At 72.2% G+C, this 21,036-nt stretch carries 18 protein-coding genes; 12 read left to right on the plus strand and 6 right to left on the minus strand.

The window, feature by feature from the left end; all coding sequences use genetic code 11:
* Positions 1–7: 7 nt before the first annotated feature.
* Genes ABZX65_RS06505 through ABZX65_RS06515 form a run of 3 tightly spaced genes read left to right on the plus strand, consistent with a single transcriptional unit; the run spans position 8 to position 3,611 of the window.
* Positions 8–964: an ABC transporter permease gene (locus ABZX65_RS06505; protein WP_355335481.1), complete on the plus strand. Its 957-nt coding sequence runs from the start codon at positions 8–10 to the stop codon at positions 962–964.
* Positions 961–1,881, plus strand: a complete 921-nt coding sequence (locus tag ABZX65_RS06510; protein WP_355335483.1) for an ABC transporter permease — start codon at positions 961–963, stop codon at positions 1,879–1,881. The genes ABZX65_RS06505 and ABZX65_RS06510 overlap by 4 nt, the downstream gene beginning before the upstream one ends.
* A complete protein-coding gene (locus tag ABZX65_RS06515) occupies positions 1,878–3,611 on the plus strand; it encodes an ABC transporter ATP-binding protein (RefSeq protein ID WP_355335485.1) in 1,734 nt (577 codons plus the stop codon). Before ABZX65_RS06510 ends, ABZX65_RS06515 begins: the two co-directional genes overlap by 4 nt.
* Before the next feature lie 64 nt (positions 3,612–3,675).
* Here the strand turns inward: ABZX65_RS06515 and ABZX65_RS06520 are convergent, their stop codons facing one another.
* From ABZX65_RS06520 to ABZX65_RS06540, 5 genes are all read right to left on the minus strand, one after another.
* A complete protein-coding gene (locus tag ABZX65_RS06520; RefSeq protein WP_355335487.1) occupies positions 3,676–5,031 on the minus strand; it encodes a spherulation-specific family 4 protein in 1,356 nt (451 codons plus the stop codon).
* 77 nt (positions 5,032–5,108) lie between these two features.
* Positions 5,109–5,975 (minus strand): carbohydrate ABC transporter permease, encoded by an 867-nt coding sequence (locus tag ABZX65_RS06525; protein WP_355335489.1) that lies wholly within the window; start codon positions 5,973–5,975, stop codon positions 5,109–5,111.
* Positions 5,968–6,975 carry a sugar ABC transporter permease gene (locus ABZX65_RS06530; protein ID WP_355335491.1) on the minus strand — a complete coding sequence of 336 codons (1,008 nt, stop codon included), beginning with the start codon at positions 6,973–6,975 and terminating at the stop codon, positions 5,968–5,970. The genes ABZX65_RS06525 and ABZX65_RS06530 overlap by 8 nt, the downstream gene beginning before the upstream one ends.
* A gap of 1 nt (position 6,976) precedes the next feature.
* Positions 6,977–8,275, minus strand: a complete 1,299-nt coding sequence (locus ABZX65_RS06535) for a sugar ABC transporter substrate-binding protein (protein ID WP_355335493.1) — start codon at positions 8,273–8,275, stop codon at positions 6,977–6,979.
* A 139-nt stretch (positions 8,276–8,414) separates the two neighbouring features.
* Entirely contained in the window at positions 8,415–9,659 is a 1,245-nt protein-coding gene (locus ABZX65_RS06540; RefSeq protein ID WP_355335496.1) for an ROK family transcriptional regulator, read from the minus strand.
* A gap of 70 nt (positions 9,660–9,729) precedes the next feature.
* Between ABZX65_RS06540 and ABZX65_RS06545 the strand changes: the two genes are divergently transcribed.
* Positions 9,730–10,989: a Gfo/Idh/MocA family oxidoreductase gene (locus ABZX65_RS06545; protein WP_355335498.1), complete on the plus strand. Its 1,260-nt coding sequence runs from the start codon at positions 9,730–9,732 to the stop codon at positions 10,987–10,989.
* A gap of 132 nt (positions 10,990–11,121) precedes the next feature.
* Here the strand turns inward: ABZX65_RS06545 and ABZX65_RS06550 are convergent, their stop codons facing one another.
* On the minus strand, positions 11,122–12,165 hold the full coding sequence (locus ABZX65_RS06550) for a LacI family DNA-binding transcriptional regulator (RefSeq protein WP_355335501.1): 1,044 nt from the start codon (positions 12,163–12,165) through the stop codon (positions 11,122–11,124).
* A gap of 300 nt (positions 12,166–12,465) precedes the next feature.
* Between ABZX65_RS06550 and ABZX65_RS06555 the strand changes: the two genes are divergently transcribed.
* The 8 genes from ABZX65_RS06555 (at position 12,466) to ABZX65_RS06590 (ending at position 21,021) form a co-directional block, all read left to right on the plus strand.
* Positions 12,466–13,614 (plus strand): Gfo/Idh/MocA family oxidoreductase, encoded by a 1,149-nt coding sequence (locus ABZX65_RS06555; RefSeq protein WP_355335503.1) that lies wholly within the window; start codon positions 12,466–12,468, stop codon positions 13,612–13,614.
* Positions 13,611–14,531: a PmoA family protein gene (locus tag ABZX65_RS06560; protein WP_355335506.1), complete on the plus strand. Its 921-nt coding sequence runs from the start codon at positions 13,611–13,613 to the stop codon at positions 14,529–14,531. The genes ABZX65_RS06555 and ABZX65_RS06560 overlap by 4 nt, the downstream gene beginning before the upstream one ends.
* Entirely contained in the window at positions 14,525–15,253 is a 729-nt protein-coding gene (locus ABZX65_RS06565; RefSeq protein ID WP_355335509.1) for a cupin, read from the plus strand. Before ABZX65_RS06560 ends, ABZX65_RS06565 begins: the two co-directional genes overlap by 7 nt.
* 143 nt (positions 15,254–15,396) lie before the next feature.
* On the plus strand, positions 15,397–16,731 hold the full coding sequence (locus ABZX65_RS06570; RefSeq protein WP_355335511.1) for an ABC transporter substrate-binding protein: 1,335 nt from the start codon (positions 15,397–15,399) through the stop codon (positions 16,729–16,731).
* Positions 16,728–17,699: a sugar ABC transporter permease gene (locus ABZX65_RS06575; RefSeq protein WP_355335513.1), complete on the plus strand. Its 972-nt coding sequence runs from the start codon at positions 16,728–16,730 to the stop codon at positions 17,697–17,699. Before ABZX65_RS06570 ends, ABZX65_RS06575 begins: the two co-directional genes overlap by 4 nt.
* The gene (locus ABZX65_RS06580) at positions 17,696–18,532 is read left to right on the plus strand and encodes a carbohydrate ABC transporter permease (protein WP_355335515.1); all 837 of its coding nucleotides are present in this window, start codon (positions 17,696–17,698) and stop codon (positions 18,530–18,532) included. The genes ABZX65_RS06575 and ABZX65_RS06580 overlap by 4 nt, the downstream gene beginning before the upstream one ends.
* A gap of 9 nt (positions 18,533–18,541) precedes the next feature.
* Complete coding sequence (locus tag ABZX65_RS06585; RefSeq protein ID WP_355335517.1) at positions 18,542–19,156, plus strand: hypothetical protein; 615 nt, start codon at positions 18,542–18,544, stop codon at positions 19,154–19,156.
* A 65-nt stretch (positions 19,157–19,221) separates the two neighbouring features.
* On the plus strand, positions 19,222–21,021 hold the full coding sequence (locus tag ABZX65_RS06590) for a glycoside hydrolase family 2 TIM barrel-domain containing protein (protein WP_355335520.1): 1,800 nt from the start codon (positions 19,222–19,224) through the stop codon (positions 21,019–21,021).
* The last annotated feature ends 15 nt before the right edge of the window (positions 21,022–21,036 follow it).

The raw sequence follows: 21,036 nt of genomic DNA on the forward strand, positions 1-21,036 counted from the left end.
GGCGACGATGAGGACCTATCTCCTACGGCGGCTGCTCCAGGCCGTGTTCGTGCTGTGGGCCGCCTACACGGTGTCCTTCGGTGTGCTGTACCTGCTGCCCAGCGACCCGGCGACGATCATGGCGGCGGGCGGCGGTGACGCCAGTACGGTCACCCCGGCGCAGACCGAGGCACTGCGCCACCAGTACGGCCTGGACCAGCCGTTGGCCGAGCAGTACGGCACCAGGCTGCTCCATGCCCTGCACGGTGATCTGGGGCGGTCGGTGCAGAACGGTGTCCCGGTGACCCGGCTGCTCTCCCACGACCTCCCGACCACCGTCCAACTGGCCGCCAGCGCGCTGCTGCTGGCCCTGGTGCTGGGCAGCGCCGTGGCGCTGCTGGCCAGTTGGACGCGGAGCGGGCCGCTGCGCCAGCTCCTGCTCTCCTTACCGGCGTTGGGGGTGTCGGCGCCGACCTTCTGGGTGGGGCTGGTGCTGGTCCAGTTGTTCTCGTTCCGCTGGCATGTCTTCCCGGCCTTCGGCGACGAGGGCTTCGACTCCCTGGTCCTCCCGTCGGTCACGCTCGCGCTGCCCGGTGCCGCGCTCATCGCGCAGGTTCTCGCCAAGAGTCTGCGCACGGCACTGGCGGAGCCGTACGTCCAGACGGCCCTGGCCAAGGGGGCGAACCGGCGGCGGGTGCTGTTCGGACATGCCCTGCGCAACGCGTCGATCGCCCCGCTGACCCTGGTCGGCATCATGATCGGCAATCTCCTGGCCGGGGCGGTGGTCGTGGAGACCGTCTTCGCCCGTGCCGGGATAGGGCGTGAGACGGCCGCGGCGGTGACGGCCCAGGACATCCCGGTCGTCCAGGGCGTCGTCGTCCTCGGCGCCGTCACGTTCGTCCTGACGACTCTCGCCGTCGACCTGCTCCTGCCCCTGTTGGACCCGCGGATCACCGCGACGACGAAGCCGACGGTGCGGACATGACCGAACTGAGCCTCCCGGACGCGGACACCGCGGGGCCGGGCGCGGACCTGACCCGCGCCGAGCCCGCGCGGTCGCCGCACCCGCGGTCCCGGCTCCGCCGGTACGCGCGGTTCTGGCTGACGCGGCCGGGGCTGCTGCTGTCGGCGCTGCTGATCGCGGTGCTGCTGCCGACCGCGTTCTTCCCCCGGCTGCTCACCTCCCGCGATCCGCTGGCCGCGGCGCCGCGGGACAAGCTCGCGGCGCCGAGCGCGGAACACCTCTTCGGCACCGACCAGTTGGGCCGCGATGTCTTCGCCCGCGTCGTGCACGGCGCCCTGCTCACCCTCCAGGCGAGCGGGCTTGCCGTACTGGTCGGACTCGTCGTCGGGTCGCTGGCGGGGCTGCTCGCCGGCTACCTCGGCGGGGTCGTGGACGACACGCTGATGCGGCTCACCGACGTCCTGCTGTCCATCCCCGGCCTGCTGCTCTCGCTCGCGCTGGTGACGGCGCTGGGATTCGGCACCGTCAAGGTGGCCCTCGCCGTGGGGGTGACCAGCGTGTCGACCTTCACCAGGATCATGCGCGCCGAGGTACTGAAGGTCGCGGGGTCCGGCTATGTGGAGGCGGCGCGGGCCTCGGGCACCCGATGGCCCGCGGTGCTGTGGCGGCACGTGCTGCCGAACGCGGCCGGTCCCGTACTGGTCTACGCGGCCATCGACTTCGGCGCGGTCATCCTCCAGGTGTCCTCGCTGTCGTTCCTCGGCTACGGCGCGCAGCCCCCGGCGCCGGAGTGGGGTTCGCTGGTCTCGGACGGCCGCAATTACCTCGCCACGGCCTGGTGGCTCACCACCTTGCCGGGGCTCGTGATCGCGGCCACCGTGCTCGCCGCCAATCGCATCGCCCGCTCCCTCGACGGCGAAGACACGGAGGACCGATGACGCACACGACACCGACGGACGGCGCATCCCCGCCGTCCGCAGGTCCGTTGCTCGACATCCGGGGTCTGCGGATCTCCTACCGCACCCGCACCGGAACCGTGCCCGCCGTCCGCGGCGTCGACCTGACCGTCCAGCCGGGCGAAGTGGTCGCCCTGGTCGGCGAGTCGGGCTCGGGCAAGAGCACGGCGGCGCTCGCGGTGACGGGGCTGCTGCCGCGCGGCGGCTCGCTCGACGCGGGGTCCGTCCTCTTCGACGGCGCCGACGTGGCGCGCGCCGGGGAGACGGGGCTGCGCGGGCTCAGGGGCCGGGAGATCGGCCTGATCCCGCAGGACCCGATGCTGTCGCTCAATCCCGTGCGGCGGGTCGGGTCCCAGGTGGCCGAGGTGCTGCTCATCCACCGGCTCGCCGACCGGGCGGGGGCGGCCCGGCAGGCCCTCGACCTGCTCGGCGAGGCGGGGCTGCCCGACCCGGTCCGGGTCGCGCGCCAGTACCCGCACGAGCTGTCCGGCGGCATGCGCCAGCGGGTGCTGATCGCCATCGCGCTGGCCGCGCGGCCCCGGCTGGTCATCGCCGACGAGCCCACGAGCGCGCTGGACGTCACCGTCCAGCGGACGATCCTCGACCACATCGACACGCTGACCCGGGACCGGGGCATCGCGGTTTTGCTGATCACCCACGACCTCGGGGTCGCGGCGGACCGGGCGCACCGGGTGAGTGTCATGTCGCGCGGCGAGGTCGTCGAGACCGGACCGGTACGGCAGGTGCTCGAAGAGCCGGAGCACCCCTACACCCGCGGCCTGCTCGCGGCGGCCCCGAGTCTGGCCCGGTCGCCGGTACCGGCTCCGGCCCGGTCACGAGCCGCGTTCCGGTCCGTTCGGGAGCGGGCGTACGGAGCGGGCCCGGTCGCGGGGAAAGCGGCGCTCGTGGCCGGGGAGCCGGGCGCGGCGGACGACCTGGTCGTGGCCGAGGACCTGGTCAAGGAGTACCCCGGCCGCCGAGGGGACCGGCGCCTCGGCGTACGGGCCGTCGACGGGGTCAGCCTGCGGGTCGGCCGGGGCGAGACCGTCGCCCTCGTCGGCGAGTCGGGCTCGGGCAAGTCGACGACGGCGCGGATGCTCGTACGGCTCACCGAGCCGACCTCCGGGCGGATCACCTTCGACGGGCGGGACATCACCGGCCTCGACGGCGGTGAGCTGCGCCGACTGCGCCGCCGTATGCAGATCGTCCAGCAGAGTCCGTACGCCTCGCTGTCCCCCCGGATGTCCGTCGCGGAGATCGTCTGCGAGCCGCTGCGGGCCTTCCGTATCGGCTCCCGCGCCGAGCGCGCCCGGCGGGCGGCGGATCTGCTGGACCTGGTCCGGCTGCCCGCCGCGTTCCTGGGCCGCCGCGCCTCCGAGCTGTCCGGCGGCCAGCGCCAGCGGGTCGCGATCGCCCGCGCGCTGGCGCTGGACCCGGACCTGGTGGTCTGCGACGAGCCCGTCTCCGCGCTCGACGTGTCGTCGCAGGCGCAGATCCTGGATCTGCTCGCCGGTCTCCAGGACCAGCTCGGTCTCAGCTATCTCTTCATCTCGCACGATCTGGCCGTCGTCCGCCAGATCGCCTCACGGGTCGGCGTGATGCGGGCCGGACGGCTCGTCGAGAGCGGCACGGTGAAGGAGGTCTTCGCCGCGCCCTCCCACCCGTACACACGGGAACTGCTGGCCTCCGTGCCGGGCAGCCTCGTCCGGTGACCGGTCGTCCGTGCCCGGCCCGCGGTTCGTCGCGGGCCGGGCACGGACATTGGCGCGGGCGGTTCTAGCCCGCGCTGAAGGAGACCACCGGCGTGTAGGCGGTGCCGGCGTTGAACTCCACCTGCTGGGTGCCCCGGGGCGAGCCGAGGGCGGTCAGCGGCAGCGTCCAGGTGTACGTCGAGCCGCTGATCGTGGTGGTCGGGGCCGGTGTGGCGGCGGCCCACGCCCAGCCGGTCGAGGTGCTGCGGTAGAGGGAGCCGTTCTCGATCATGTAGTCCGCGCCGAGCGGTGAGGACGACGGCGCGGGCGCCTGGTAGCCGGTCGCGGTGTTGCCGTCGGTGTTGATGAAGACGTGGTGGAAGCTCTCGGAGCTGTTGAAGGTCGCCTTGAAGACGGCCGTGCCCGCCGAGGCGCACGCCGAGTACGAGGTGATGGCGCCGGAGCCCGCGGTGGTGGTGCACCCGGTGCCCCCGCCGGAGCCGCCGGTGCCCCCGGACCCGCCCGATCCGGCGGCAGCGGCCTTCGCCAGTTCGTCGGACCAGTACGCGCCGGTGGGCAGGGTGTCCCACGGATTGGGCAGGTTGTCCGGGGTGACGTACAGATAACCGGCGTTGCGCTGCTTGCTCAGTGCGACCGCGTTCTCCATGTCGGCCTGCGCCGGGGTGTCGTAGACCAGGTGCCAGAACTTGTCGGGGTTGGCGTAGTTCAGCTCCCAGTCGGGCGCGGTCCAGGAGGCGTAGACGCTGTAGGTGTTCTCGAACATCACCAGGACGTCGGCCGCCGACGCGTAGCAGGACTCGGCGGGCGAACCGGGGTTGTCGACGGTGAGGGCGCCCGGGTGGGCCTGTTTGGTGGTGGAGTTGATGCCGCTGTAGAGGTTCACGTGCGCGTTGCCCGAGCCGCAGTCGCCCAGGGCGTCGTCGAAGAAGATGCCCGCGAGGCCCGAAGAGCCGTACCAGGAGTACCAGTTGGCCACGTCGGCGTTGATCTGCGCGGTCCACGCGGCGACGCTGGTCTGTCCGCCGCGGGTGGTACGCCCTGTGGTGCCGAAGTAGCCGGTGTCGACGTAGCCGAGCACCTTCGCCCCGGCTCCGGCCGCCGCGCTCACGGCCGAGGCGTAGCCGCTGTCGACCGCGGTGCCGGGCCCGTTGGACGGGTTCGCGACGGCGATACCGACGCGGGACCCCGCCTGGTCGATCTGGGTCCAGAAGGCGCGGCCGGCGGCGTCCGAGGGGTTGAAGTACGCGGGTACGGCCAGATGCTGCGCTCCGGCTGCCGCGCTCGCCCGGCCGGACAGCGTGCCGGACATGGTCAGCGCGAGCGCGGCGGCGACCGCCGCGCTCACGGCGGCCCTGGTCCGGTGCGCGGCGGTGAGGCGATGCCGCGACCGGGTGTGTGCGAGTGATCGGATGAGGGACATGTGATCCCCTTTCGACGGTGGGGGGTTGCGTGAACAGGGGGTGGGATCAGGGGGTGGGACCAGGGGGACAGGAGGCGTCAGCCCTTGACCCCGGTGTGCGCGATTCCCTGCACGAACTGCCGTTGCAGCAGCACGAAGACGGCGATGACCGGGAGCGAGGCGAGCAGCGATCCGGCCATCAGCACGGGGTAGTCGGTCTGGAACTGCCCCTGGAGCGAGGCCAGTCCGGCGGACAGGGTCATCTTGTCCGGGTCGGTGTTGACCACCAGCGGCCAGAACAGGTCGTTCCAGGACCACAGCAGCGCGAGGACCGCCAGCGCGACGAGTCCGGGGCGGACCAGCGGCAGCATCACCGACCAGTAGATCCGCCAGGGCCCCGCGCCGTCGATGCGCGCCGCCTCCTCCAGCTCCTTCGGCAGGGCCAGGAACGACTGCCGGAGCAGGAAGACGCCGAACGCGCTGAACATGCCGGGCAGGATCAGCGCCTGGAGGCTGTTGAGCCAGCCGAGGTCGGACATGATCTGGTACTGGGGGATGATGAACAGTTGCGGCGGCACCATCAGCACCGACAGGAACAGTCCGAAGAGCATCCCGCGGCCGGGGAAGCGCAGCCGCGCGAAGGCGTAGGCGGCCATCGGGCACAGCACGACCTGGCCGAGCGTGCGCCCGAGCGACATCAGCAGCGTGTTGAGGAACTGCCGGCCGAACGGCAGCAGGTCGAAGACCTTGCCGTAGTTGTCCCAGTGGCCGCCGGGCAGCGGCGACGGCGGCACATGGGTCGCGTCGCTCAGCGACTTCAGGGAGGTGACGATCTGCCAGAGGAACGGCGCGACCATCGCCAGCGACGCCGCGATCAGCACGGTGTGCACCAGCGGATGACGTCCGCGCCGGGAGCGGCGGGCGGGCCGGTCCGCGGCCCGGCCGGCCGTGTGGACCTCAGCCATAGTGCACCCACCTCTTCTGCATGCGGAACTGAAGGGCCGTCAGCGCGACGATGATCAGCAGCAGGACCATCACGATCGCCGCCGCGTAGCCGCGGTCGTTGGTGACGAACGCGCGGTCGTAGAAGAGCTGCACGACCGTCTCCAGGCGCGGGAACGCCGGGTTGGAGCGGGCCGCGGCGCCCGATCCAGCCATGACGTAGACCAGGTCGAACAGTTGGAGCGAGCCGATGACCGAGATCACCGAGACGAAGAACGCGGTGGGCGACAGCAGCGGCAGGGTGACCGAGCGGAACTGCCGCAGCGGGCCCGCGCCGTCGATCTCCGCGGCCTCGTAGTACTCGCGCGGGATCGCCTGCATCCCGGCCAGGAAGATCACCAGGTTGTAGCCGATGCTGCTCCACACGCCCACCACGACCAGGGCGTACAGCGCCACCCGAGGGTCGGCCACCCAGTTCGGGCCGTCGATGCCGACCAGCGACAGCAGGTAGTTGATCAGGCCGTAGTCGCCGTTGTAGAGCCAGCGCCACACCATGCCGATCGCCACCGGCATGGTGACCACCGGCAGGAAGAACAAGGTGCGGTAGACGCCGACGCCGCGCAGCCCCCGGCGGTTGAGCAGCGCCGCGAAGACGATCGCCAGCGGGATCGACAGCAGTCCGAGCCCGGTGTAGGCGAGGGTGTTGACCAGCGCCCGGCCGAACTCGCCGTCGTGCAGCATCCGGTGGTAGTTGTCCAGCCCGCTCCAGGTGTGGCCGCCGAAGGCGCCCCAGCGGGTGAACGAGAAGTACGCGGTCTGCACGACCGGCCACAGGTAGAAGACCGCGAGGCCCAGGCCGGTCGGCGCGATGAAGGCGTAGCCCCACAGCGCCTCGGTGACGCGGTCGCGGCGCGGTCGCCGGAAGCGGCCGGGCAGCCGTGACAGCCGCCCGGTCCCCGGCCGGGCGCCGGTGGCCGCCTGCACGTCCCCGGCGGCGGCGCCGGGGGTGGACGTGAGGGTCATGTCACTCCTTGGCGAGCAGGTCGTCCATCGCCGCGGCCAGCCCGCGCGCCGCCTGGTCCACCGGCTCCTGGCCGTTCCACGCCTTGGTGAGATACGTCAACTCGGCCTCGTTCCAGGCGGCGGTGTTCTTCGAGACCGGGTACGGGACGCCGTACGGCACCTCGTCGAGGAAGGTCTGGAGGTGGAACTGCGGGTAGGCGGCGATCCAGGCGCCCTGCGTGCCGTTGTACGCCGGCATCGCGCCGGACTTGGCCAGGATCTCGGCGGCCGGCTCGGAGCCGAGGAAGTTCACGAACTGCCATGCCTGGTCGGCGTGTTTGGTCCGCGCCGAGACCACGTTGGCGAGGCCGTGGATGATCGTGGCCCGCTTCTCGCCCGTGGGCAGCGGGGCGACGTCGACCCGGTCCTTGGTGTAGGCGTTGCCGCCGAATTCCAGGGAGTCCCAGGAGCCGCCCCAGTACATCGCGAGCTTGCCCGCCTCGAAGAGTTGGAGCGGCGCGGTGTCCGTCATGGTCTTCAGGTCGGGCGACTGCTTCTTCTGGATCAGGTCGGTCCAAAAGCGCAGGCCCTCGATCGTCTTCGGATCGGCGTAACCGGACTTCTTGCCGTCCGGTGAGATCACATAGCCGCCGGCTTGGGCGATGGTGTTGTACTGGTACTCCTGGAAGCTGGTCAGCTCCGCGCCGGTGGCGTACTGGCCCTTGCTCGCGTCCGTCAGCTCCGCGGCCGCCTTCCGGAAGTCGCCCCAGGTCCAACCGGCCTTCGGGTAGGGGACCTTGGCGGCGTCGAAGAGCGTCTTGTTGTACCAGACGCCGACCGTGTCCAGGTCCTTCGGCAGTCCGTAGTGCTTGCCCTGATACGTGTACTGGTCGACCAACTGCTTGGGGTAGGCGGACAGGTCGGTCCTGTCCTTGGCGATGCCGTCGTCCAGCGGGCGGATCACGCCGTTGGAGGCGTAGAGCTGGAAGTTGGGGCCGTTCATCCAGAAGACGTCAGGGGCGGCTCCGCCGGTGGCAGCCGCCTTGAGCTTGGTCCAGTAGTCGGCCCACGGGGTGAGCTGGACCTTGACCGTGATGCCGGGGTGGGTGCGGGTGAACTCGCGGCCGAGCTGCTCCATGGCCGTCTTCTGCGTCGCGTCCCACACCCCGTACGACAAGGTGACCTTGCCGCCCGAACCGCCCGCGCCCGAACCGCCCGCGCCCGAACCCCCCGCGTCCGAGCCGCTCCCGCCCGACGAACAGGCCGAGGCGGCCAGCACCACCCCGAGCGCCACCGCACACCATCGCACCGACTTCCGCATACCGGGCCCTCCCAGGATCCACACGCCCCGGCGGTGGACCGTCAGCCGGAGTCGTCGAGTGGCATTAATCATGGAGTCCATGGAAATTAAGTCAAGACCCGTGAGATGAAGAATTCCTCTCAGCGGTCTCCGCGCCCGGTCAGACGCGGCGGGAGAAGTGCTCCACGCCGCCCAGTTCGTGCCGTTCGCGCAGTTGCCGGTCCACGTGGTCGAGGGCCAGCCGCAGCGCGCCCAGCGCCACCCCCTCGTCGCCGAACTCGGAGATCCGCACCTCGGGCGTGCGGATGCACCAGCGGTCCAGCTCGCGCCGCAGCGGCTCCGCGATCAGGTCGGCCGACCGGGAGAAACCGCCGCCGATCACGACCAGTTCGGGGTCCAGGGTCAGCACCAGCGCCGCCGTCCCGACGGCCACGTCCCGCACATAGCGCCGCACCACCGCCGCCGCCTTGCGGTCGCCCGCCCGCGCCGCCTCGAACACCGCCTCGGCCGCGGCCTCCTGGTCAACCGCTGTGTCCGCGTGCGCTCCCGCGCCCCGCCCCTGTCCCTGCCCCTGTCCCGACGACCCGGTCCGCTCCGGCGCGGGACCGGCCTGCGGCGGCCACGCGCGCAGGTGCTCCTGCGCCCTGATCCAGCCCGAGGCGGGCAGTGCTCCGATCTCTCCGGCCGCGTTGCCGAAGCCGCGGTGCAGCTTGCCGTCGATGATCAGCCCGGCGCCGGTCCGCAGACCGGCGAGGATCACCACCACGTCCTTGGCGTAACGCGCCGCCCCGCACCACGACTCGGCCAGCGCGGCCAGCTTGCTGTCGTTCTCGACCAGCGCCGGGCCGCCGACCAGGCGGCGCAGATGCGCTCCGACGTCCACGCCGGTCCACTCCGGCAGCGCCTCGGAGAGCATCACCCTGCCCGCGCCGTCCACCAGTCCGGTGGTGGCCACGCCCGTCGCCCACAGGTCGCCGGTGGTCAGGCCGCCGCCCGCGAGCGCTCCTGCCACCGCGCCGTCCAGCGCGGCCAGGCGCTCCTTGCGGCCCATGGCCGGCGCCACCGCGACCCGGGCGCTGTGCAGCACCGTTCCGTCCAGGTCCGCCACCAGCGCCAGGATCTTGTGGCCGCCGATGTCCACCCCGAGCACACGGCCCGCGTCGGCGCGGAACCGGAACCGCCGGGCGGGCCGGCCCACCATCCCGGCCGCTGCGGGCACCTCGGCCAGCCAGCCGTTGTCCAGCAACTCGCGCACCACGTCCTCCGTGGAGGCGCGCGACAGCCCGGTCCGCCGGGACAGCTCGGTCAGGGTCATCGCCGGTGCGGACCTCAGCTCCCCCAGCACGGCGAGGGAGTTGAGCTGCCGGAGCCGGGAGAGGTCGCCGCCGCTCGGAGTCTCGGTCACGACGTCCCCTTGAGTTTGGTTGCTGCGCGCTTAATAATGAGAGAGTCCATGATAAATAGGAAAGGATCCTATGTCTCGGGTGACTCTAGCTCTCGTCGGCGCCGGGCTGCGCGGACAGACCTACGCACGCCACGCGCAGGTCACCGGCACAGGGCGGGTGGTGGCACTGGCCGAACCCGATCCGGTGCGGCGCGCCGCCGCGGCCGAGGAGTTCGCCGTCCCGCAGGACCGGGTGTACGCCGACTGGTCGGAACTGGCGGCGGCGGGACGGCTTGCCGACGCCGCGATCGTGGCCACCCAGGACAGACAGCACACCGAACCGGCCGTCGCGCTGGCGGACCTCGGCTATCACGTGCTCCTGGAGAAGCCGATGGCCACCACCGAGGCCGAGTCCGCGGAGATCGCCGAGGCGGCCGAGCGGAACAAGATCATGCTCGCCGTCTGCCATGTCCTGCGGTACACCCCGTACACGCAGACGCTCAAGCGGATGCTGGACGAGGGCGCGATCGGCCGACTGGTCAGCGTCCAGCACCTGGAGCCGGTCGGCTGGTGGCACCAGGCGCACTCGTTCGTCCGGGGCAACTGGCGGCGCTCGGACACCTCGGCGCCGATGCTGCTCACCAAGTCGTGCCACGACATCGACTGGCTGGTCTACCTCTTCGGCCGCTCGCCGCGCCGGGTCAGCTCCTTCGGCAGTCTCACCCACTTCCGGGCCGAGGCCGCCCCCGCGGGCGCCGCCGCGCGCTGCACCGACTGCCCGATCGAGAGCACCTGTCCGTACTCGGCCAAGCGCCTGTACCTGGACTGTCTGGAGGACCCCGAGCGGCGCTACTGGCCGCTGTCCGCGGTCACCGAGGACCACACCGAGGCCGGTGTCCTTCAGGCGCTGCGCACCGGTCCCTACGGGCGCTGCGTCTACGCGTGCGACAACGACGTCGTCGACCACCAGGTGGTCTCGATGGAGTTCGACGACGGCGCCACCTGCTCGTTCACGATGAGCGCCTTCACCCCGCAGGAGCACCGCAGGACCCGGCTGCTGGGCACCCACGGCTATCTCGACGGCGACGGCGTCACCATCAGGACGGTCGACTTCCGTACCGGCGAGGAGGGCGTCGTGGACACCAGCACCACCGCGGGCGCCTCGGCCGCGGACGGTCACGGCGGGGGTGACGAGGCGCTGATGGACGCCTTCCTGGAGGCGGTCGCCACCGGAGACGGCGGCGTCCTGAAGTCCGACGCGGCGGCGAGTCTGGCCAGCCACCGCGTGGTGTGGGCCGCGGAGGAGGCCAGGACGACCGGCACCGTCGTCGCGCTCGCGTCCGCGGTCTGAGGAGCCGCGCCCCGGAGAAAACCGGCCCGCGCCCCGGAGCAGACGGGCCCGCGCCCCGGAGCACGCCGACGCGCGCCCCGGAGAAAACCGCACGGCGCCCCCGGACACGACCGGCCCGTGCGCCACCGCCGGTCAGTCGGCCACCGGACGCCGCACCCCCGTCGTGGACTCCCCCACCTCCAGCCGGTACGGGGCCACGTGCACCGCGTGCCCCGGCGGGGTCGCCGCCCCGATCCGGCCGGCCAGTGACGTGACGGCCAGCGAGGCGATGGCCGCTTTGTCGGGCACCACCGTCGTCAGCGAGGGAGTGGCGTAACGGCCCTCCTCGCTGCCGTCGACGCCGGCGACGGCGATGTCCCCGGGCACGGCGAGACCGGCCTCGTGGAAGGCGCGGATCGCGCCGACGGCCAGCATGTCGTTGAAGCAGAACACCGCGTCCGGGCGGCTCCCGGCGGGCAGGGCGGCCAGCGCGCGGCCCGCCCGCAGCCCGCTGCGCCGGTCGAACTCCTCGACCTGCGGCGCGAGTCGGGGGTCGAAGGACAGACCCGCCGCGTGCAGGGCGAGTTGGAAGCCCTCCAGGCGCTGCCTGCTGGTCGCCGAGCCCTGCCGGTCCACGCCGACGACGGCGAGCCGGGTCCGGCCGAGCGAGACCAGGTGGGCGGCGGCCTCACGGGCGGCGGCCACATTGTCGATCAGGACGTGGTCGGCGTGGAGTTGCTCCCGGCCGTCCTCGCGCTCGCCCAGCAGCACCAGCGGGAAACCGGCCGTGGTGGCGGCGAGTTGGTCGAAGGGCACCCGGAGCGGGGAGAGGATCACGCCGTCGAGCAGGGCCGCGCCGAGCCCGGTGGCCAGCCGCAGCTCCTCGCGGGGGTCGCCCAGCGTCTCCTCGATCAGGACGGTGAGACCGATCCGGGACGCCTCGGTCCTGACGTGGTGGGCGAGTTCGGCGAAGTAGGGCGTGGCCAGGAACGGCACCGCCAGAGCGATCAGCCCGCTGCGGCCGGTGCGCAGCCGTACCGCCGACGGGTTCGGACGGTACCCCAGTTCGCTCACCGCGACCATGACGCGCTCTCGGGTGGCGGGGGCCACTCTCGACATTCCGCGTACAACGTTGGAAACAGTCTTGACTGAGACGCCCGCGCGATCGGCGACGTCCTTGAGCCGCACTGCTGTCACGTACCCGCCCTTCTCGGAGACGCCTCATTGTAGGGCAGTTCAACGCAGAGCGTCCCGCAGACGCGTGCAGGCGGCAGTCGTCCGCGCCCAAAGGGTTGACCGCCAGGACACACACTGGTTACAACGTTGGAACAGCCGGGCGAAGGAACCACTGGCCGACCCTGCCGGGGTCTCCGTGCGCCCGGACGCCGTGGGCGCGTGGCGGACCGCCGTCGCGCCCCCGGCGGTCGAGCGGCGGCCGGACAGCCCGTTCCCGCGCCACCGCCCGTGACGTACCGCCAGCCTCACGAGAGGGCCCGCATGTCCCCGCACCGCCCGAATCTCCCGCTGCGCACCGCCGTGGTGGGCACCGGATCCATCGCCCGAGGAAGTCACCTGCCCGCGCTCGCCGCTGTGGCGGCGGAGGGCTCGGTGGAGATCGTCGCCGTGGTCGACGTCGCCGAGGAGGCGGCCCGCGCCGCCGCCGAGGAGTTCTCCGTGCCGGGTGCCTTCACCGACCTCGACACCATGCTCGGCGAGGTACGCCCCGACCTGGTCGTCCTCTGCACGCCGCCCTCGCTCCACCGGGAGCAGGCCGTCGCCGCGCTGCGGACCGGCGCCCATGTGTGGTGCGAGAAGCCGCCGTGCCCCTCGCTCGCCGACTACGACGCGGTGACGGCCGCCGCCGAGCGGGGCCCCGGCGCCCCGACCGCGGCCTTCGTCTTCCAGCACCGGTTCGGCTCCGGCGCCCGCCACGTCCGCGAACTGCTGCGCGAGGGGGCCTTCGGACGGCCGCTGGTCGCGCACTGCCAGACCACCTGGTACCGGGGCGCGGACTACTACGCCGTGCCGTGGCGCGGCCGTTGGGACACCGAGGGCGGCGGTCCCGCCATGGGGCACGGCATCCACCAGAACGACCTGCTGCTCGACCTGCTGGGCCCGTGGCGGGAGATCCGCGCGATGGCCGCCCGGCTGGTGCACGACGTGCAGACCGAGGACGTCTCCACCGCCCAGGTCCGGTTCGCGAGCGGCGCGGTCGCCACCGTCGTCAACAGCGTGCTCAGCCCCGACGAGGTCAGCCGGATACGGATCGACTGCGAGCTGGCGACCGTCGAGCTCACCCATCTCTACGGCTACCGCAACGCCGACTGGCGGATCACCCCGGCCCCCGGCGTCCCGGCGCGGACGGCACGGGCCTGGAACGACTTCGGCCCCGACGAACCCAGCTCCCACCTGGCCCAACTACGCGCCCTCGTCGCCGACATCCGGGCCGGAACCCCGCACCCGACCGGCGGCGAAGGCGGCCGCGGGATCGTGGAGTTCACCGCCGCGCTCTACAAGTCCGCCTTCACCGACGCCACCGTCCGGGCGGGCGAGATCGGCCCCGACGACCCGTTCTACGCCGCCATGCACGGCGGTGAACCCGACCGGCTGCCGGTCGGCGCCCGCGAGGAGGAGCAGGCCGCATGACGCTGTCGCTGACCCACGTCCACGACGACCGGATCACCGTGACCCACCGGGCCACCGGTACCGAGCTGTTCGCCTACGTGTACCGCCCGGAGGCCGCCTGGGAGGCGCCGAAGCCGTACCTCCACCCGATCCGCACCCTCGGCGGTGGTCTGGTCACCGACTACCGCCCGAACGACCACCGTTGGCACAAGGGCCTCCAGCTCACCGCCTCGCACCTGTCGGGTCAGAATCTGTGGGGCGGCAACACGTATGTGCACGGCGAGGGGTACGTGGCGCTGCCCGAGCGGATCGGCTCGATGGCGCACGTCGGCTTCGACGAGGTGTCGGCGGGTCCCGACGGCGTGGTGATCGCCGAGCGCCTGACCTGGCACCCGTACGACGGCTCGCTCTGGGCCGAGGAGGACCGCAGGATCGAGGTCACCGCCGAGGAGGGCGGTTGGACCCTGACCTGGTCCTCGGCCGTCACCAACCGGCGCGCCGAGCCGTTGCGGTTCGGCAGCCCCACCACCGCCGGGCGGCCCGACGCCGGTTACACCGGGCTGTTCTGGCGCGGGCCGCGCGCCTTCCGCGACGGGCACGCCTTCACCGCGGACGGCGACAGCGCCGAGCGCGACCTCATGGGTGAGCAGGCGCCCTGGCTCGCCTACAGCGGCGAGCACGACGGACGCGACGGACACGCCACCGTCGTCTTCGAGCACGCGCCGGGCAACGACCACGCGGGCGAGAAGGGCACCCACCCCGCGCACTGGTTCGTGCGCACCGACCCGTTCGCCGCGGTCGCCCCGTCCTTCGCCTTCCACGAGGAGCTGGTCCTGGCGCCCGGCGAGGTCCTGGACCGTACGTACCGCGTCCATGTCGCCGACGGCGCCTGGGACCGTGCGGCGGTCACCGCCCATCTGGAGCGGCACCCGTGGTGACGGCGGGCTACGACGGGTTCCCCGGGGCGGTCGCGGTCTCCCGGCTGAGCGTCTACGACTGGCCGACCGTGGACGGCAGGCCGGGCGGCGGCACCCCGCACCTCCATCTGACGTGCAGCGAGGGGTACGTGGTGACCGACGGCGAGGGCGCCGTGCAGACCCTGACCGCCTCCGGTTTCGAGGAGACCCCGCTGCGCGCGGGCACCGTGGCCTGGTTCACCCCCGGCACCATCCACCGGCTGGTCAACGGCGGCGGGCTGCGGATCACCGTCGTGATGCAGAACGGCGGACTCCCCGAGGCGGGCGACGCCGTCCTCACCCTGCCCCCCGACCGGCTGACCGACCCCGAGGTGTACGCGGCGGCGGTCCGGCTGCCGACGAGCGGGAGCGAGCGGGAGCTGGTCGGCGCGGCGCGGGCCCGCCGTGACCTCGCCACCCGCCGGTTCCTCGAGCTGCGCGACGCGCTCGCCGCGGGTGATCCGGAGCCGCTGGCCGCCTTCCACCGCGCGGCGGCCGAGCTGGTGCGGCCACGCCTGGCCGACTGGGAGCGGCGCTGGCGCGAGGGCGCCCGCGCGGCGGTGACCGCCACGCGCGACCAGTTGGCCGCTCTCGGTGACGGCGACGCGCGCCATCTGGCCGACGCCCGTACCCACGCGAGCGGACCCGCCGCGACCGGACGGTTCGGGATGTGCGGCCGTCTCGACGTCTACCACGACGGGTGAGCCGAACGGCCCGTCCCCGCCCCTCGACGTCCGCCCACGACGGGTGAGCCGAACGGCCCGTCGCCGTTCCCAGCCCCCGTGCGGCGGCGGGCGCCTCGTGCCACCGCTCCACCCACCCACCCACCCACCCCGGAAAGGCCACCATGCCCGAGCCCCGAAGCGGCCGGCGTCGGTTCCTCCGCCGCCGAGCGGTCGCCACGGCGGTCGCCGCCGGTTGCAGCACCGTTCTGCTGGCCGCGCTCACCTCCTGCGGCGCCTCCGGCGCCTCGGGCGGTCACCTCACCCTCACCTTCTCCTGGTGGGGCAACGACGAACGCCAGGCCCGTACCGAGAAGGCGGTGCGCCTGTTCGAGAAGGCGCACCCGGACATCAGCGTCCAGATGTCCAACGCCGACTTCGGCTCCTACAAGCAGCGGCTGTCCACCCAGGCCGCGGGCGGCGGGATACCGGACCTGGCGCAGCTCGACTACCGCCAGATCTCCCAGTTCTCCACCGGCGGCGCGCTGCTCCCCCTGGACCGGTACGTCAAGGACGGCACCCTCGACACCGCCGAGATGGACACGTCCTTGGTGCGCACCGGCTACCTGGCGGGAAAGCAGTACGCGCTGCCGATGGGCCGCGGGATCACCGGTTACGTCTACGACGCCGACGTCTTCGACACCGCCGGTGTCCCGGCGCCGCAGCCCTCGTGGACCTGGCAGGACTGGGCCGACGCCAGTGCGAGGATCGCCGGGCTGAAGCTGAAGTCCCCCGACGGGCGGACCGTGGCGGGCGGCAACGACGGCGGGAGCAACGAGGACGTCTTCGAGGACTGGTTGCGCAGCCACGGCAAGCAGCTCTACGCGAGCCCCATCGAGCTCGGCTACACCGAGAAGGACCTCGCCGACTTCTGGACCTTCTTCCACGAACTCCAGAAGGCGGGGGCGGTGGTCTCGGCCAAGGACAGCGCGCAGGCCGACGCGACGGGCATCAGCGCCTTCAGCCGCGGTCTGGACGCCATGGACTACTCCTGGGACGCGACCTTCACCGGCTTCACCAGCCCGACCGGGCACGCGATGCGCTTCGCGCCGGTGCCCACCATCGACGGCAAGGCGGGGTCGTACTTCAAGCCGACGATGCTGATCGGCATCGGCGCCCACTCGAAACACCCGCAGGAAGCGGCCCAGTTGATGAACTTCCTCCTCAACGACCCGCAGGCGGGCGACATTCTGGGCGTCACCCGCTCCCAGCCGCCCAATCAGAAGATCGCCGCCGAGGTGAACAGCAAGCTGACAGGACCGGAGTTGAAGGTCTGGCAGTTCGACGAGGTGATGCAGAAGTACGGCGTACGGCCGCCGCCGTCCGCGCCTCCCAAAGGTGACGTCGCGATCCAGAGCGCCTTCGTCCGCGAGTACCAGCGCGTGGAGTTCGGCCTGGCGTCGCCCGCGAAGGCGGCCCATGAGCTGGTCGTCCAGGCGAAGCAGGAGTTGGAGTCATGAGCGTCGCGCGGACCGAGGCGGCCGAGGCCGCCGGGCGGGCCGAGGACACGCCGGGACCGGACCGGCGCACCCGCCGCGGCCGGGAGGCGCGCTGGCCCGCGTATGTGTTCCTCACCCCGTGGATGATCGGCGCGGTCGCGGTGACCCTGGTGCCGATGGCGGTCTCCCTCTATCTCTCCTTCACCAGTTACGACATGCTCTCCACCCCGCACTGGGTGGGCCTGCGCAACTACTCGGAGATGCTGACCGCCGACCCGCGGTTCTGGCGGTCGGTCCTGACCACCCTGAAGTACGTGGTGATCGCCGTCCCGCTCAAGCTGGCCCTCGCGCTGGGCGCCGCGATGCTGCTCAAGCGGCTCAGCAGCCGGGGCCGGGGTTTCTACCGGTCGGCGTTCTACGCCCCGTCCCTGCTCGGCGCGAGCATGTCGATCGCGCTGGTGTTCCGGGCGCTGTTCAACGACGGCGGCACGATCGACAACGTCCTCGGCACCTTCGGCATCCACATCGGCGGCTGGGTCGGCAATCCGCATCTGGCGACCTACGTCGTGGTGCTGCTGACCGTGTGGCAGTTCGGCGCCCCCATGGTCATCTTCCTGGCCGGTCTCCAGCAGATCTCGCCGGAGCTGTACGAGGCGGCGGCGCTCGACGGGGCGGGCGCCTGGCGGCAGTTCGTGTCCGTCACGGTGCCGATGCTCTCGCCGGTGGTCTTCTTCAACCTGGTGCTCGAAGTGATCCAGTCCTTCCAGGTCTTCACGCCCGCCTTCGTCGTCAGCGGCGGCAACGGCGGACCGGCCGACTCGACGCTCTTCTACACGCTCTATCTGTACGAGCGCGGCTTCACCGCCTCGCACATGGGCTACGCCTCGGCCATGGCCTGGCTGATGCTGCTCGCCATCGCGGCCGTCACCGCGGTGCTGTTCAAGACCTCCCGGTCCTGGGTGTTCTACGCGGACGAGGCGGAACGATGAATCTGACCCTGCGCCGCCGGCTGCCCCACACGGTCGCCCTGATCGCGCTGCTCGCCCTGCTCTACCCGCTGCTCTGGCTGCTGGTGACGTCCGTCAAGCCCGCCGACGAGGTGGTGACCAGCGTCGATCTGTGGCCCCGGCACTTCGAGTGGAGCAACTACACCACCGCGCTCGACGGTGTCTCGGGCGTGTCGGTGACCCGGCTGCTCGGCAACAGCATGCTGATCGGCCTCGGTTCGGTGATCGGCACGGTGACGTCCTGCTCGCTGGCCGCGTACGCCTTCGCGCGGCTGCGGTTCCGGATGCGCGGCCCGATGTTCGCCTTCACCGTGGCCACGCTGATGCTGCCGCAGCACGTGGTGCTGATCCCGCAGTACATCATCTTCAACAAGCTCGGCATGATGAACACCTACTGGCCGCTCGTCCTGCCCAAATTCCTCGCGGTGGACGCGTTCTTCGTCTTCCTCATCGTGCAGTTCATGCGCAATCTGCCCAGGGACCTGGAGGAAGCGGCCAGGATCGACGGCTGCGGCCCGTTCCGCTCGTTCTTCCACATCGTCCTGCCGCTGAGCCGGCCCGCGCTGATCACCACCGCGATCTTCTCGTTCATCTGGTCCTGGAACGACTTCTTCGCCCAGATGATCTACCTGCTCTCGCCGGAGAAGGCCACCATCACGCTGGCGCTGCGGAGCTTCGTCGACCAGTCGAGCACCTCCGCCTACGGGCCCATGTTCGCCATGTCGGTGATCTCCGTGCTGCCCATCGTGCTGTTCTTCCTCGTGTTCCAGCGCTATTTGGTGCAGGGCATGGCCACCTCGGGACTGAAGAGCTGAGGAGGACCGATGAGTCACCCACCCGTCGTTTCCCGCCGGGCCCACCGCGAGCCGGGCGAGGTGTTCGGCTCCGGCTTCACCCTCTTCGCCGACATGCTGCTGGTGGGCGTGGTCACCGCCGTGGCCTGCCTGCCGGTGGTCACCGCCCCGGCGGCGCTCTCCGCCGCCTGCGCCGTGTTCCGCCGGACCGCGGCGAACGGCGTGCAGGTCCGGCTCGGCGACCTGCTGGCCGAGGTACGAGCCCGGCTGACCCTGCCCGCGCTGCTCAAGGGCCTGGTGCCGCCCGCGTTCGCCGTGCTGTTCCTGCTCGACGAGGAACTGCTGCGCTCCGGGCTGCCCGGCGCGGCCCTCATGGCGCCGGTCCTGATGCTGCTCGCCCTCGGCGCGGCGGCCGTCGGCCTGCGCGCGGTCGCCCTGGACGGACCGCACCGGCTCTCGGGCCGGGAGGCCCTGGCGCGTTCCCTGGCCGACCCGCGCGGCACCGCCCTGCTGGCCGGAGCCGTCGTCCTGGCGGCGCTGCTGCTGTGGGCCATGCCCGTCCTCCTGCCGCTGCTGCCCGGCCCGTTGGCGTTCGCCGCGACCGCCGTGGACCTGCGGCGCCCCGCCGACCCGTACGACCGCTGACCGGCGCACCCGGCCGCCGCCCGCGTCCCGCCATCCGTCAAGACTCACCTCCGGAGCACTCCCCCATGCCCCACACACACCTCGACGCGGCCGGTCACCCCCGGCCGCAACTGGTCCGCGACCCCGACTGGCACGACCTGTGCGGCCCCTGGCTCTTCGCCCACGACGACGCCGACACCGGGCGCGCCGAGCGCTGGATGGACCCGGCGGTCACCGAGCCCTTCACCACGACGATCACCGTCCCGTACCCGCCCGAGTCCAAGGCGTCCGGCGTCCACGACACCGGCCACCACCCGGTGGTCTGGTACCGCCGCTCCCTCGGTCTGCGCCGGCCCGCCTCCGGCCGCCTGCTGCTGCACTTCGGCGCGGTGGACTACCGCGCCGAGGTGTGGCTGGACGGGCGGCCGGCAGGGCGGCACGAGGGCGGGCACACCGGGTTCACCTGCGACCTGACGGACGTTCTCGACGGCGACGGCGAGCATGTGCTCGTGGTCCGCGCGGAGGACCAGCCGCTGGACGCGGCGCAGCCACGGGGCAAGCAGGACTGGCGGCGCGACCCGCACGTCATCTGGTACGAGCGCACCACCGGGATCTGGCAGCCGGTGTGGCTCGAAGAGGTCCCCGAGGAGCACGTCACCGTCCTGCACTGGCTGCCCGACGTCGCCCACGCCCGGGTCGGCTGCCGGGTCCGCCTCAGCCGCTGGCCGCGCGGCCCGCGCGACCTCACGGTCCGCCTCACCGTCGGCGAGCGGGTGCTCGCCGAGCAGCGGATCCGTACCGAGGGCCAGGAGACCGCCTTCGACATCTCCGTCCCCGCGCTTCGGCACGGCCAGGACCTCGACGACCTGCTGTGGCGCCCGGAGAAGCCGCACCTGGTGGACGCCGCCGTGACGGTCACCGACCCCGCCGACGGGGCCCGCCTCGACCAGGTCTCCTCCTACCTGGGCCTGCGCGACCTCGGCTGGGACGACGGCGTCTTCCTGCTCAACCACCGGCCGTACTTCCTGCGCATGGCGCTCCAGCAGGGCTACTGGCCCGAGTCCCACCTCGCCGCGCCCGGGGAGGCGCTGCGCCGGGACGTGGAACTCGCCAAGGAACTGGGGCTCAACGGGCTGCGGATCCACCAGAAGATCGAGGACCCGCGGTTCCTGTACTGGGCCGACCGGCTCGGCCTGCTGCTCTGGGAGGAGATGCCGTCGGCCTACGTGTTCGGCGCGCCGACCGTGGAGCGGGTGGCGCACGAGTGGACCGAGGCGATCCGCCGGGACCTCAGCCATCCCGCGATCGTCGCCTGGGTCCCGGTCAACGAGTCCTGGTCGGTGCCGAATCCGGCGCTGGTGCCGGAGCAGCGGCACTTCATGGACGCGCTGTACCACCTGACGAAGGCGCTCGACCCGACCCGGCCCGCCGTCTCCAACGACGGCTGGGAGCTGTCGGCGGCCGACATCTGGGGTGTCCACGACTACACCCAGCACGCCTCGGTCCTGGCCGACCGCTACGGCCACGCGGCCCTGCGCCAGGGCGCGTTCACCGAGCGGTGGCCCGCGGGCAAGCGGCTCACCCTGGAGGGCGTACGCCACCAGGGCCAGCCGGTGGTGCTGAGCGAATTCGGCGGCGCCACCTTCGAACCGGCCGACGGCGAGAACTGGTTCGGGTACGACACGGTGGCCACCGAGGAGGACTTCACCGCGCGCCTCGACGCCCTGGTGACCGCCGCCGTCGACTCCGGCCTGGCCGGCTTCTGCTACACCCAGTTGACCGACACCCTCCAGGAGACCAACGGCCTGCTCACGGCGGAGCGCGAGCCGAAGGTGCCGACGGAGACGGTGCGCGCGATCGTGGGACGGCCGCGGACGCTCGGATGAGACGGAGGGCGCCGC

This window comes from Streptomyces sp. NPDC003300, from assembly GCF_040610915.1.
GTDB lineage: Bacteria > Actinomycetota > Actinomycetes > Streptomycetales > Streptomycetaceae > Actinacidiphila.

Excerpts from the sequence above, each read along its gene's own strand:
- ABZX65_RS06505 (WP_355335481.1), top strand. The coding sequence starts at position 8 with ATGAGGACCTATCTCCTACGGCGGCTGCTCCAGGCCGTGTTCGTGCTG.
- ABZX65_RS06510 (WP_355335483.1), top strand. The coding sequence starts at position 961 with ATGACCGAACTGAGCCTCCCGGACGCGGACACCGCGGGGCCGGGCGCG.
- ABZX65_RS06515 (WP_355335485.1), top strand. The coding sequence starts at position 1,878 with ATGACGCACACGACACCGACGGACGGCGCATCCCCGCCGTCCGCAGGT.
- ABZX65_RS06520 (WP_355335487.1), bottom strand. The coding sequence starts at position 5,031 with ATGTCCCTCATCCGATCACTCGCACACACCCGGTCGCGGCATCGCCTC.
- ABZX65_RS06525 (WP_355335489.1), bottom strand. The coding sequence starts at position 5,975 with ATGGCTGAGGTCCACACGGCCGGCCGGGCCGCGGACCGGCCCGCCCGC.
- ABZX65_RS06530 (WP_355335491.1), bottom strand. The coding sequence starts at position 6,975 with ATGACCCTCACGTCCACCCCCGGCGCCGCCGCCGGGGACGTGCAGGCG.
- ABZX65_RS06535 (WP_355335493.1), bottom strand. The coding sequence starts at position 8,275 with ATGCGGAAGTCGGTGCGATGGTGTGCGGTGGCGCTCGGGGTGGTGCTG.
- ABZX65_RS06545 (WP_355335498.1), top strand. The coding sequence starts at position 9,730 with ATGTCTCGGGTGACTCTAGCTCTCGTCGGCGCCGGGCTGCGCGGACAG.
- ABZX65_RS06555 (WP_355335503.1), top strand. The coding sequence starts at position 12,466 with ATGTCCCCGCACCGCCCGAATCTCCCGCTGCGCACCGCCGTGGTGGGC.
- ABZX65_RS06560 (WP_355335506.1), top strand. The coding sequence starts at position 13,611 with ATGACGCTGTCGCTGACCCACGTCCACGACGACCGGATCACCGTGACC.
- ABZX65_RS06570 (WP_355335511.1), top strand. The coding sequence starts at position 15,397 with ATGCCCGAGCCCCGAAGCGGCCGGCGTCGGTTCCTCCGCCGCCGAGCG.
- ABZX65_RS06575 (WP_355335513.1), top strand. The coding sequence starts at position 16,728 with ATGAGCGTCGCGCGGACCGAGGCGGCCGAGGCCGCCGGGCGGGCCGAG.
- ABZX65_RS06580 (WP_355335515.1), top strand. The coding sequence starts at position 17,696 with ATGAATCTGACCCTGCGCCGCCGGCTGCCCCACACGGTCGCCCTGATC.
- ABZX65_RS06585 (WP_355335517.1), top strand. The coding sequence starts at position 18,542 with ATGAGTCACCCACCCGTCGTTTCCCGCCGGGCCCACCGCGAGCCGGGC.
- ABZX65_RS06590 (WP_355335520.1), top strand. The coding sequence starts at position 19,222 with ATGCCCCACACACACCTCGACGCGGCCGGTCACCCCCGGCCGCAACTG.